The organism is Odoribacter lunatus, assembly GCF_943193135.1.
In the GTDB taxonomy this organism is placed as follows: Bacteria; Bacteroidota; Bacteroidia; order Bacteroidales; family Marinifilaceae; genus Culturomica; species Culturomica lunata.
Genome location: NZ_CALPCZ010000001.1, coordinates 103,314 through 115,544, shown reverse-complemented (window position 1 = coordinate 115,544; position 12,231 = coordinate 103,314). Strand labels below are relative to the sequence as shown.

The 12,231-nt window shown below is 41.8% G+C and carries 10 protein-coding genes; 4 read left to right on the top strand and 6 right to left on the bottom strand.

From position 1 onward, the window contains the following. Positions 1 to 5: 5 nt before the first annotated feature. From NFR61_RS00485 to NFR61_RS00475, 3 genes are all read right to left on the bottom strand, one after another. Entirely contained in the window at positions 6 to 2,021 is a 2,016-nt protein-coding gene (locus NFR61_RS00485) for a protein-disulfide reductase DsbD family protein (protein ID WP_251619782.1), read from the bottom strand. 103 nt (positions 2,022 to 2,124) lie between these two features. Beyond that, positions 2,125 to 3,669 (bottom strand): Rne/Rng family ribonuclease, encoded by a 1,545-nt coding sequence (locus tag NFR61_RS00480; RefSeq protein WP_251619781.1) that lies wholly within the window; start codon positions 3,667 to 3,669, stop codon positions 2,125 to 2,127. A 186-nt stretch (positions 3,670 to 3,855) separates the two neighbouring features. After that, a complete protein-coding gene (locus NFR61_RS00475) occupies positions 3,856 to 4,143 on the bottom strand; it encodes an HU family DNA-binding protein (protein ID WP_251619780.1) in 288 nt (95 codons plus the stop codon). A 264-nt stretch (positions 4,144 to 4,407) separates the two neighbouring features. Here NFR61_RS00475 and NFR61_RS00470 point away from each other — a divergent pair, with 264 nt between their 5' ends. The 3 genes from NFR61_RS00470 to gldD are packed head-to-tail and all read left to right on the top strand — an operon-like array spanning position 4,408 to position 6,729. Further along, positions 4,408 to 4,842 carry a single-stranded DNA-binding protein gene (locus tag NFR61_RS00470; RefSeq protein ID WP_251619779.1) on the top strand — a complete coding sequence of 145 codons (435 nt, stop codon included), beginning with the start codon at positions 4,408 to 4,410 and terminating at the stop codon, positions 4,840 to 4,842. 39 nt (positions 4,843 to 4,881) lie between these two features. Continuing rightward, positions 4,882 to 6,150, top strand: a complete 1,269-nt coding sequence (gene gldE / locus NFR61_RS00465) for a gliding motility-associated protein GldE (protein WP_251619778.1) — start codon at positions 4,882 to 4,884, stop codon at positions 6,148 to 6,150. Between the two features lie 3 nt (positions 6,151 to 6,153). Next, positions 6,154 to 6,729: a gliding motility lipoprotein GldD gene (gene gldD, locus NFR61_RS00460; RefSeq protein WP_251619777.1), complete on the top strand. Its 576-nt coding sequence runs from the start codon at positions 6,154 to 6,156 to the stop codon at positions 6,727 to 6,729. Here gldD and NFR61_RS00455 read toward each other — a convergent pair. The 3 genes from NFR61_RS00455 to NFR61_RS00445 all read right to left on the bottom strand — a co-directional run bounded on the left by NFR61_RS00455 (position 6,726) and on the right by NFR61_RS00445 (position 11,029). Next, complete coding sequence (locus tag NFR61_RS00455; RefSeq protein ID WP_251619776.1) at positions 6,726 to 8,312, bottom strand: alkaline phosphatase family protein; 1,587 nt, start codon at positions 8,310 to 8,312, stop codon at positions 6,726 to 6,728. The two genes, gldD and NFR61_RS00455, sit on opposite strands and share 4 nt — an antisense overlap. A 102-nt stretch (positions 8,313 to 8,414) precedes the next feature. Continuing rightward, positions 8,415 to 9,047 carry a DUF6266 family protein gene (locus NFR61_RS00450; RefSeq protein ID WP_251619775.1) on the bottom strand — a complete coding sequence of 211 codons (633 nt, stop codon included), beginning with the start codon at positions 9,045 to 9,047 and terminating at the stop codon, positions 8,415 to 8,417. A 338-nt stretch (positions 9,048 to 9,385) separates the two neighbouring features. Next, the gene (locus NFR61_RS00445) at positions 9,386 to 11,029 is read right to left on the bottom strand and encodes a pseudouridine synthase (RefSeq protein ID WP_251619774.1); all 1,644 of its coding nucleotides are present in this window, start codon (positions 11,027 to 11,029) and stop codon (positions 9,386 to 9,388) included. A gap of 326 nt (positions 11,030 to 11,355) precedes the next feature. Here NFR61_RS00445 and NFR61_RS00440 point away from each other — a divergent pair, with 326 nt between their 5' ends. Beyond that, complete coding sequence (locus NFR61_RS00440) at positions 11,356 to 12,027, top strand: hypothetical protein (RefSeq protein ID WP_251619773.1); 672 nt, start codon at positions 11,356 to 11,358, stop codon at positions 12,025 to 12,027. Positions 12,028 to 12,231 lie beyond the last annotated feature (204 nt).

Sequence of the window (12,231 nt, the reverse complement as noted above, 5' to 3'; positions counted from 1 at the left end):
GGAGATCAGGAATTGCGTTTTTTAAACTCCTCCAGGCCTTTTTTCAGAAATTCGTAGAAGGCATCCCGGTTCAGGTCGTGCCCCCGGGCCGGCATCAGTACGAATTTTTCCAGACCGGTCTCTCCTGCCCCGCTGTCCAGCAATATGTAATTGGGCTGTGCATTGGAGTGAAAATGCTTGATCTGGAAATCGGCATTTTTCTTGCCCAGCGTCTTTTTCTGCTTGCCGTCGTAATCGGAAACATACCACTCCTCCTCCGGCAACGTCTTCTTGTCATCCACGTACAAAGCCAGCACCACGTAATCGTTTTTCAGCATGTCTAGGATGCGGGGGTCGGACCATACGGACTGTTCCATTTCGCGGCAATTGACACACCCGTGTCCCGTAAAGTCGATGAACAGGGGTTTGTTCTGCGCTTTCGCACATTTCAGTGCCTGCCAGTAATCGAAGTAACCCTCGATGCCATGGGGCAGATGCAGGAAGTCCGCATATTTTGCCGGTTCGCAATCCGCCTGAACTACCGCAGCCGTTCCCGTATTTCCCGCGGTCACGCCCCTCTTGATGATTTCTTTCGCCTGATCCCTCACGATCCGGTTGATATCGAAATCGATGGTCTCCTGCGGAGGCAGATACCCCGCCAAGGCTTTCAGAGGAGCTCCGAACATTCCCGGTATCAGATAGATGACGAAGGCAAAGGTCGCAATAATAAACGCCAAACGCGGTACGCTGATGTACTGCAAATCGCTGTCGTTTTTAAATTTGAGTTTGCCCATCAGATAAAGTCCCTGCAAGGTGAACACGGCGCCCCAGATAGCGATATACACTTCCCGGTCAAGCAATCCCCAGTGGTATGTCTGGTCGGCGACCATCAGGAATTTGAATCCCAGGGCGATTTCGATAAATCCCAGTACGACTTTCACGGAGTTTAGCCAGCCGCCGGATTTGGGCAGATTTCCCAGTCTGGAGGGGAAGAATGCAAAGAATCCGAAAGGCAGTGCCACGGCCAGGGAGAATCCCAGCATCCCGACAACCGGGCGCAGCACGGAACCCCGAGCAGCTTCCACCAACACCGTCCCTACGATAGGCGCCGTACAGGAGAACGATACCAGCACCAAGGTAAACGCCATGAAGAAGGCTCCGAGGTATCCCCCTTTGTCTGCCTGTCTGTCGGATTTATTCACCAGCCAGGACGGCAGCACAATCTCGAAGGCTCCGAAGAACGAAGCCGCAAAAATCATGAATATGACGAAGAAAAACAGGTTCGGCAGCCAATTGGTGCTGAGCCAATTGACGAAATCCGGCCCCAGCGCAACGGAAATCACCAGTCCCAGCACGGTATAAATGGCGATAATCGAGAAGGCAAAGAACAAAGCTTTGGCCTTCGCTTTCGCTTTATTGGCATCTCCGTGCATGAAAAAGGAAACCGTCATGGGAATCATCGGGAACACGCAAGGCATGACCACTGCCGCCAGCCCTCCCGCAAAAGCAATCCAGAAAAAGAGCCAGAGCGATTCGTCTTTCGGGTTCTCCGGGGCTGCGGAATTCTTCGCCTCCTTTACCTGTCCTTTGTCCAAAGGTATATCGAACTCTTGGTCGAACATCACGCATATTCCCTCCTGGCATCCCTGGTATTCCACGGTGCCCTTCACTGAAGTCAGGGCGTCATCGGTTACTTTCACTCGCTGACGGATAACGACTTCTCCGGAGAAATACCATACATCGACACCGAATATGTCGTCGTATTTTTTGTGCGGTTCATTTTCCTCCGCCTTTCCCAGCAATTCTATCCCCTTGCCTGCCTGTTCCAACGCAACCGTGGTAGCCATCGGCCCCCCTTCGGGCGTGTACATGGAATACACCGTCCATCCCGGTTCCAGCTCCGCCTTCAGCACCAGTTCATATTCCCCGTTCCCCAGATCTTTCTGGGAAAACGTCCATTGGGCCGGATTTGTCACCTGAGACTTTAGCGAAAAAAAACAGCCGATTAAAAAGCAAAACAATACAAATACCCTTTTCTTCATATTTTTCTTATATTAATTTTTGCAATATTAAAGCTTATTTCCTCCCCAATAAAAACAACAAGATAAGTTTAACATTTTATTATGAACTTAATAGCCCTCAAATTCAATCGACAATTTCTCTATTATATTGATTATAAAAATGATATTCATAAATATAATAGGAAGGGACATCCACTATCCGCAAAGCTACTTTATAACGAAATGCCCATTTACGCCGCAAAGAAATCAAACCTTTTTTCAAAAAAGCACCTACGAAAGGATGAACTTTTAGCACAACTCTATGACATTTCTTTTCTTTGGTTATATATTCCAATTGATCCTCTATTCTGTCTATAACTAAAATAGCAGCTTCTGCCTTTCCGGAACCATGACACACAGGACATACTTCCATTGTATCCACAGTCATCTCCGGACGTACCCGCTGACGGGTAATCTGCATTAACCCAAATTTGCTTAAAGGTAAAATTGTATGTTTTGCCCTATCAATCTCCATACAGAGCTTCATCTTCTCATACAAACTCTGTCTGTTTTCTCCCAACTGCATATCTATAAAATCAATAACAATAATCCCTCCCATATCCCTTAATTGCAATTGCCGGGCCACCTCTTCAGCTGCAGCCAAATTCACTTCCAGAGCATTTGATTCCTGATCATCTCCCAATTTTGCCCGATTACCGCTATTCACATCTATAACATGGAAAGCTTCCGTATGCTCGATAATCAAATAGGCACCATTCTTAAAAGAAACATGCTTACCCAGAGAGGATTTTATTTGACGATCCACTCCAAAGTGATCCAAAATCGGTATTTCAGGTGATACAAATTTTACTATATCTTCCTTTTCAGGAGCTATAGAACTCAAAAAATGCTTTATCTCTTTAGTTAAAGTAATATCATTAACATAGATATTTTCAAAAGAAGGATTTAATATATCGCGCAAAAACGCACTTGTCCGGTCTATCTCTCCCAATATTAACTTCGGTGGTTCAATATCCCGAATATGCTTAAATGCTGTCTCAAAACGGTTTACTAATTCTTTCAATTCACTATCGAACTGAGCAACTTTCTTTCCCTCTGCCATCGTCCGAACAATTACTCCATAATTCTTCGGGCGAATACTTTCAATTAATCTTCTCAACCTCTTTCGTTCCTCTGCCGATTTTATTTTCTGAGAAACAGAAACCTTCTCAGAGAAGGGCATTAACACCAAATTCCGTCCGGCAATACTCAATTCTGAAGTAAGACGAGGTCCTTTAGTTGATATCGGTTCTTTTGCCACCTGTACCGCCACCCATTGCCCTACCGTCAAAACATCAGAAATTTTCCCGGTCTTACTAATTTCAGGCTCCAATTTCAATTTCGCAACCGGCAATCCCTTACGAGCAATACATTGCTTAATGTAACTATCTAAAGAATGGAATTGAGGACTTAAATCCAAATAATGTAAAAAAGCATCCTTCTCATAACCGACATTAACAAATGCCGCATTCAATCCCGGCATAATTTTCTTAACTTTCCCGAGATAAATATCCCCCACCGCAAACTGAACACTCGTTTTCTCCTTTGTCAATTCAACCAATTTCTTCTCCCTCAATAAGGCAATAATAATTTCCTCCGCTCTGACATCAATCACTAACTCACTGTTCATTCCTATTACATTTTATATTAATTAAATAAACCTAAAGGACAAACTATCCTTTAGGTTTATATCTTCAACTCATAAACGCTGATTACTTCTTCTTATGACGATTTTTTCTCAGTCTTTTTTTACGTTTATGAGTAGCCATCTTATGTCTTTTTCTTTTTTTACCGCTTGGCATAACTTCCTCCTTTCTTATTTTTTTACTTTCCCTTTAACTTCAGTCACGAAACTTTTAGACGGTTTAAATGAAGGAATGAAGTGTTCAGGTATTTTAATTGTAACATTCTTTGAAATATTACGCGCAGTTTTCTCGGCTCTTTTTTTCACTACAAAACTACCGAATCCTCTCAAATAAACATTTTTACCACCAACAACGGAATTCTTTATAGACTCCATGAAAGCCTCTACCGTAGCCTGTACTGCCACTTTTTCAATTCCAGTTGTTCTTGCAATTTCGTTAACAATATCCGCTTTTGTCATTTTTGTAAATATTTAATTTTCAATAACTTATTTGATTATTATTCATTTTAGGTTTGCAAATATAAAGCTTTTCCCCGAACAATGAAAAAAAACACGCACTTTTTGTTATTTTTTTCTGGAATTTCCCCTCATTTCTAAAAAAATCCATAATTACTTTTAACTTCTTCCTTTTTCACATATATTCGCATGCAAATTTTACATTCAAAATAGAGAAAGTTATTCATTATTTTTGTAACTTGTGCATAAATTTTAATGTTAGTCCTTATGGTAAATAAAGCTATTTTAATTGGAAATGTCGGCGCAGATCCCGAAATCAGATATTTGGACGGAGGGGTAGCTGTTGCTCGCTTCAGTTTGGCCACGACAGAAAGTTACAAAAATAAAAACGGAGAAAGAGTTGATCAAACCGAATGGCACAACATCGTATTGTGGAGGAATTTGGCTGAAATTGCTGAAAAATATGTAAAAAAAGGCATGAGATTATACATAGAAGGCCGTATCCGCAACAGATCATGGGAAGATCAGAATGGAATAAAAAAATATACAACAGAGATTCAAGGCGATACCATGCAGATGCTCTCGCCCAAACAAGATAACGGAGACTATACTCCCCGCAATAATGCACCATCAACAAATGCCAGCATCCCTCCGCAACCAGCTATTTCGGAACCGGACGACAGCGATGACCTACCTTTCTAATAAGGAGAATAACATGATGTTTAACTAATTCATACTATTTTGGTTACCAATCTGATTTTTATTATCATATTACTCTTATTACTACTATCATCCGCTCTTATTTCAGCCTCAGAAGTAGCCTATTTCTCTTTAAGTCCCGGACAATTAGAGGAGCTTTCGCAAAAAGGATACAATAAGGTACTTAATCTCCATAAAAAACCGGATCGGTTATTAGCAACAATACTCATTTCCAATAATTTCGTAAATGTAGGCATTGTTATACTTTCAGCCTACCTAGTGGATTCGTTTTTCGATTTTTCCTCTACCCCTATACTAGGCTTTATCATTCAAGTAATAGTTGTTACATTCATTATCTTACTTTTTGGAGAAATCATTCCTAAACTTTACGCCAACCGTTCGCAAATCAGAGTGGCAACATTCATGGCATCCCCATTATCATTCTTGGGACACCTATTTCGGCCGATTTCTTCTCTACTGATTCGCTCAACCTCTTTAATCAGTAAAAAAATTGCCAAAAAAGACAGCCTCTCTATGGATCAATTATCCAAAGCTTTAGAATTGACAGACGATGCGGAACTGACAGAGGAAAAAGACATCTTAGAAGGTATTGTACGATTTAGTAATATCTCCGTTATTGACATTATCCAACCCCGTATTAATATAATTTCAATCAGTCTGGAAGATAACTTTGAACATCTTCACCAACTTATCATCGAACATGGATATTCCCGACTACCGGTCTATCACGAAAACTTAGACAATATTGTCGGTATCTTATATATAAAGGATTTATTGGCACATCTGAAAGAGCCCAAAGACTTCAAATGGCAAGAACTAATCCGCCCGGCATATTTTGTTCCGGAGACCAAAAAAATCAATGATTTACTGGATGAATTCCAATCCAAAAAAGTCCACTTAGCCATTGTTGTTGATGAATATGGCGGAACTTCCGGTATTGTCACAATGGAAGATATTCTGGAAGAAATCATCGGAGATATCAATGATGAAACAGATGAAGAAGAACGTACTTATATTAAGATTAAAAACAACGCATACATATTCGAAGGTCACACTTTACTAAATGACTTTGAGAAAATCATTGATACTGACGAAAACTGTTTTAGAGAAATTGAAGGAGAAGCCGATACATTAGCAGGACTTATCCTTGAAATAAAAGGAGAATTGCCTCTTAAAAATGAAATAATCACCTATCGGGAGCACAAATTCACTATTTTAGACGTAGACAAGCGAAGAATCAAAAAGATTAAATACGAAAAAAACAATCATCTGGAAAAGCAAAAGGAGTGAAAAATGAAGTATTTCCTTTATTCCCTTATTATTAGTCTTTTGTGCTGCTGCACATCAAAAGAAATTCCCAAACCATACGGCTATTATCGAATTACATTTCCCGAAAAAAGTTATCGGAATAGTAATGACTCAACCCTTCCCTATCGCTTCCAAATGGCAAGCGAAGCTTTCATCGAACCAGACCGAACACCTGGAGCCGAAGACTATTGGATAAACATTGTATACCCCGCTTATCAAGCTAAAATAAATCTGTCTTACAAATCTATCACAAGTGATACAACATTGCTTCGTTTGGAACAAGACTGTCATCGTTTAGCATATGCCCATACACTGAAAGCGGAATCCATAGATGAACATTACTACCAGCAAAACGATAAAAAAGGTTTCGGACTACTCTACATCATAGAAGGAAATGCCGCCTCTCCGGTACAATTTTTCATCACAGACTCTACCAGACACTTTTTAAGAGGTTCTCTATACATTGCCACACGCCCCAATAAAGACTCTTTAGCTCCGGTCATCGACTATTTAAGAGAAGATATCGTACACCTCATTGAAACAACTGAATTTCCGAACTAATCAGCAAACAGCGAATTACCAGTCAAAGTATAAAGCGCCGGCATCCCCATCAAGAAACAAAAAGTTGGTAATATATCCGTCATCCGGCATTCTTTGCGTAACTCACCTTTTATACCTGCACCATATAAATAAACAGGCACTTTATTTCTCTTGGAATATCTGAAATAATTATCCTCTGCATCCTTTAATTCGGTTACCCAGGCAGGCAGTAACGTAAACAATACGTCCCCGCTCTTTTTTTGAGAAAAAGAATTTTGTACTAACAACCCTTTTCCTTCGGCTAAGGAATTTCGAGCTAACGCATAAGCCGTATATACATTTCCTACCCCTTCAAATTCAGCCATAAATTCAGCCACCCGATCCTGAACTTCTCTCAACTCCAACTTATTCTTTTCTATCAACTCCCGATTCAAATATATCTGTCCCGCATCATAATCCATGACCCAATCCCCTTCTCCGTAAATCAAATTCAAATAAGACTTCAATAACGCCACAGCCTTAAACACACTAAAATACCCGCCTTGTATCTTCATATGCTCCAAATCTTCCGGCAATAACTCCCGGGCTTCACAAAAAGTCAATACAATGGTATAATTCTCCCGTCCCACTTTTGTATCCAAAAACTCCAACAAATTAGCCATATCCTTATCAAGCCTCATCACCATATCCTGAAACTCTTTGGCATCTAACCCAAAATCGCGATTCATATAATCAAGGCTCAAATAATTCAATGCCAATAAATCCACCCCATTATCTTTCCCCAATCCCGTCTCCTCAATCACCGCCATAGCCAAATCCGTCACCATCGAATTGGCATACGGAGTCGCTTTCAACACACGATAAGTATTAAACTTACGCTTAGCCTGGGCAATATCATAATAAAAGCTACTACCCAAACCTATTTTGTTCTTTAATTTCAATAGCAATGAATTATCCTGCTCTTCCGCCAATGGCATCCATCCTCTCTTTACAAAAAAATCACTCACCAATCTATCATTATACTCTCTCACCCATGCTGGCAAAGAATCTGCATAATATTGAGAAGATACCCATTTCCCGCTTTTTTCATTAAACCACAAAGCTAAATCCGCACAATTTCCCCCACTTAAAACCACCTCCTCCGGATTCATCCCTACACTGTATACCTTAGAAAAAGCGTTATTCATCTTCATCATACATCCCAGTGACAAGGCTTGTAAATGTTCCGGCGCATGGCCTCTCAAAGAATCTTCCGTTCCTATCTCCCAATGCTCCTTTGACTCTGTATTATTCTCCCGTTTACCCGATAAACGCTCCAGCCAGTCATGCGCAACAATTCCATGAGAAGAAGGCAACAGACCGGTATAAATCGTCGTTTGATCAACTCCCGTTTGAGAATACAAATAGTTATAATCCGCCGTCACTTCCTTTCCTGCCTTTAAAAGACGCTTAAATCCGCCGTCACTCAAATCCTCCCTATAAATAGAAAGCCACTCCGGATAAAACTGATTAATTGTTATCCCTACAATCAACTTCGTTTTATTCTCCGCCAACACACTTCCTCCAATCACCAATCCCAGCAAAATATATAAACACCTCTTCATAAACATCTGTTTTATAGACCAAAAATAGAAATAAAAAATAAGAACACCTCTTTACAGAATAAAAAAATACCGGAGGCTTAATTGCCTCCGGCGTTTTTAAAATCAGCTCACTGCCACATGCACGCTCTTTGATGCCTTCTTCCCGTCACAACTAACGGCAAAAGCATGAACAACAGTCGAGTCTGTATCCCAAAACTCGGGGAATTTCACCGACATCGTTCCGCCATCTTCCCGTTTACAAATCTCGACCAATTGGCAAAAACCATTCGTCGTATCCATCAATACCCCGTAAACGATATCATCCGGTCTGCACCGGGAAAGCTCCGGCATAGCCGTACCCGATAATTCGATTACCCTATCGGTTGCATCCAACGTCGCTTTTACCTGCGGCGGAAACAGCGAACCATTTGAATATACTAAACGCTCATAATCAATTACTGCCTGCTCGCCCTCTGTATGCTTAAAACAATCTTTATTCACCTTAAAGAACATATTTACCGCAGATAATTTCAGAGGACGTTGCGGAAATCCGACATTGACAACATCTACCACAATCGAGCCGAGACGGTTTAAATCACCGAATTTTCCTTTCTGTTCTTGTTGAGCCGGCGTATTCGATTTATACGGTTTCTTACTCTTTGAACGCACCAAATTCTCACCTGCTTTCAAATAATAAACTACATTACCAACACTACGTGCAAAAGCACCTGCTAAGTCAGGATATATTTTTCCCATAACAAATAATTAAAAAATTAAATAATAAATTTAGCTTGTTTGCAGACACGTAAAATTACCGTACATTCCATACGCAATGACAATATAATATTTGCCAAGAAATTAACGATAAAAATCCGCTTCTGCGGGGGTGGTACTATTTAAAGTACCTTTTTTAATGATATCCCTTGCAGGATATAGTTGATACGATGGTGGTTATTTAAGTCATCGTCTATAATAAATAAGTTACGTCCGTATCACCCATACTAACGTGGTACAAATATATAATCGAAAATAATGGAAATCCAAATTTTTTTGCAATTATTTTTAAAAAATTTTTATAAACTTACAATAAGCTACTAAAAATCAGCATCTTTTATAATGATAATTTTTTTGTCTGTAAGAGGATGACGGAACTCTATCTCGGCAGCATGCAAATATAAGCGCCCGGCAGGACAGCCGTAAAGCATGTCACCAACAATCGGCGCATTCAGTCCGCGGGGATGGGCAGCATGAACCCGCAACTGATGCGTGCGCCCCGTCAATGGATAAAAAGATATGCGCGTACGGTTACCTCTGCGCTCCGTCACCTGATAGCGGGTAATGGCTTTTTTCCCGTATGTTTCATTCACTATTTGATAAGGACGGTTTTCCGGGTCCAAACACAACGGCAAGTCAATCACTCCCTCATCCTGAGTTACCACTCCCTCCAACAAAGCCACATAACGTTTCTTTACCTCGTGCGTCTTAAACTGCGCCTGCAAATCCTTATGCGCTTCTTTCGTCTTCGCCATTACCAACACTCCTGAAGTTGCCATATCCAGCCGATGCACGACTAAGGGCTCTTCTTCTTCCGGCAAACGTCTCCGCAACAGTTCCCAAAGAGAAACCCGCTTTGACTTTCCCGGTACAGTCAGCATACCCGCCGGTTTGTTTACAACCCACAGGCATTCATCCTCGTATAGGATTTCCACCTGTTCACTTTTCCCATCTTCCTCCTCCAATGGATTTGCCTCCACGTTCAATCCTTGCAGCATATATCGTAAAATGGGGCCACATTTCCCCTGACAAGCCGGATAATAATTCCCGTGTCGGCGAATTTCCCTAGATGGTGAATTTCCCCACCAAAACTCCGCCATCGCCACCGGCCGCAAACCATACAGGTAAGCATATTGCAGTAACCTCGGTGCCGCACACTCCCCTGCCCCCGCCGGCGGCATCCGCCCCTCCGTCTCCTGAAAAAGTTTATACAGATTCTTCCGTCCCCCGCGGGCATTAAGCAAATCAAACCGCTCGAACAACCACCGCTGTAAAGCCGCCGAACGCCGCTTCCGCTCCTCTTTCAATGCCTGAATTTGCACTGTAAACCGCTCTACCTCCACCAAACACCCGGCTACCTCCTCTTCCCAACGCTGCTTCAACCTCCGCAATTCAGCCTTCTCGTACTGGCTCTCCCGCACCATCTGCGCCATCTCCTCCTCCGTCGGCGATTCCGCCCGCCGCTGTCGTCGCACCTCCCGAGCTTCCGCATTCCTTCTCTTTACTTCCGTCAATACCCGCTCCGCCTCACACCTCACCCGTTCCGCCTCCGCCCTACATTTTCGCAACCTCCCATCACCCTCCAACTGACCAATACGTTCATTTATACCGGAAATCTCCTCCTCTTCCGCCCGAAAAAAACCATCCGGCTCCTGCAAATCATAAATCGGCGGCACGAAATAATCATGCACATTCCTCCCCGCCAACAATCCCGAAAAGGCTGCCAAAAAACCTATTTCTCCCCGCTTATCCTCCACCACCAACACCCCAAACATTTTCCCCTCCTGCAATTCCTCCTGCCACTCCTTCCTCTCCGCCAAATACCCCTTCACCTCCTCTGCCGCCCTCACGCAAAGCGGATGCGGTTCGTAACAAAACGGATATGTAAATTTCTCCGGCACCCCTATTCCCGCCGTACCTTCCACAAACCAATGAAATTTCGATAATAATTTTTTACAATCCATTTTTTTGTACAAACATTAGCGATATTTGGATTATTTCCTTTCCCAAATATAGCCATAAATTTTTCTCTGAATGACAAAATTATAATTGCAGACTAAAATAAATCGCCAATTTTCAAATAAATCAAACATTACACCCGTAAGCGATAAAATTATAAATATATGTAATTCGTTGTCTAATAGCTGTTTTATTGTTATCAATTATTAGTTACTTATTAGTCATCTATTAGTTATATATTAGTTTACTAATAGATAATCAATTATTTTCTTGTTTTCTAATAGTTTATTACTTACATTTGACCAGCATGTGAAACACAAACAAACAAGTTATGCAAGTAAAGGATGTAACAACGCCTCTTTTGAGCGGAAAAATCGGGAATCTTATTTATTATGTAAGAGGAGGGAAACAATATGTCAGGCGAGCAGCCATACCCGGCAAGAAGAGGAAGTGGGAAGTAAGTGGACGAACTCCCAAACAGAAGGCGGTGACGGGACGGTTTTCCATTGTACAGGCGTTTTATTCTTCTTACCGAAGGACGGTGTCGCCAGATATTTGGACGATGGCTGCCCGAAGGGAGGGAAAGATGGCGCATAACCTTTTCTATGCGATGAATTGCGGATGCTTTAACGGTGAGGGCGAGTTGGTTGATTTTGAAAAGTTCCATTTTGCTTACGGAGAACTGCTGTTACCGCGAAAGATTCGGGTGGAGGCTGCTGATAAGGTATTTCAGGTGAGCTGGGAGGAAGAGAGGATGTGGGATACAGCTTCACCGGATGACCAATTGTGCGTGGGGCTGTTGTATGAGTCCCTGCCTCTCGGAGCACGGTTGGCTCCGGAGGTAAGCGGAGAACGGGGCAAATTGTCCGGTAAATTCACGTTGGACCCGAAACTCGGCGATAAAGCCCATGTATACTGTTTTTTCAGACGCAAAGACGGCCATGCATTCTCTGACAGCTGGTATGCTGGATCTGTAAGTCTATCGACCGATGTATATAAATAGGTAGACGAGTAAACAAGGTATTTACAGGTTTCGTAAACTTTTTTCCCCCGATTTCTTCTCCATCGGGGGCTTTTCGTGTTTATTCTTTTCTCTTTTCCTATCCAATAATTGTATTAACACTTTTTAATACAAAAAAAAAAAAATTAAGATTATTGTCTTTTAATTTGTAAATTCAAAAGAGTATTTGTGCGCTTCTGTAAGATA

Coding starts and splice junctions, on each gene's coding strand:
- NFR61_RS00485 (WP_251619782.1), bottom strand. CDS start 2,021: ATGAAGAAAAGGGTATTTGTATTGTTTTGCTTTTTAATCGGCTGTTTT.
- NFR61_RS00480 (WP_251619781.1), bottom strand. CDS start 3,669: ATGAACAGTGAGTTAGTGATTGATGTCAGAGCGGAGGAAATTATTATT.
- NFR61_RS00475 (WP_251619780.1), bottom strand. CDS start 4,143: ATGACAAAAGCGGATATTGTTAACGAAATTGCAAGAACAACTGGAATT.
- NFR61_RS00470 (WP_251619779.1), top strand. CDS start 4,408: ATGGTAAATAAAGCTATTTTAATTGGAAATGTCGGCGCAGATCCCGAA.
- gldD (WP_251619777.1), top strand. CDS start 6,154: ATGAAGTATTTCCTTTATTCCCTTATTATTAGTCTTTTGTGCTGCTGC.
- NFR61_RS00455 (WP_251619776.1), bottom strand. CDS start 8,312: ATGAAGAGGTGTTTATATATTTTGCTGGGATTGGTGATTGGAGGAAGT.
- NFR61_RS00450 (WP_251619775.1), bottom strand. CDS start 9,047: ATGGGAAAAATATATCCTGACTTAGCAGGTGCTTTTGCACGTAGTGTT.
- NFR61_RS00445 (WP_251619774.1), bottom strand. CDS start 11,029: ATGGATTGTAAAAAATTATTATCGAAATTTCATTGGTTTGTGGAAGGT.
- NFR61_RS00440 (WP_251619773.1), top strand. CDS start 11,356: ATGCAAGTAAAGGATGTAACAACGCCTCTTTTGAGCGGAAAAATCGGG.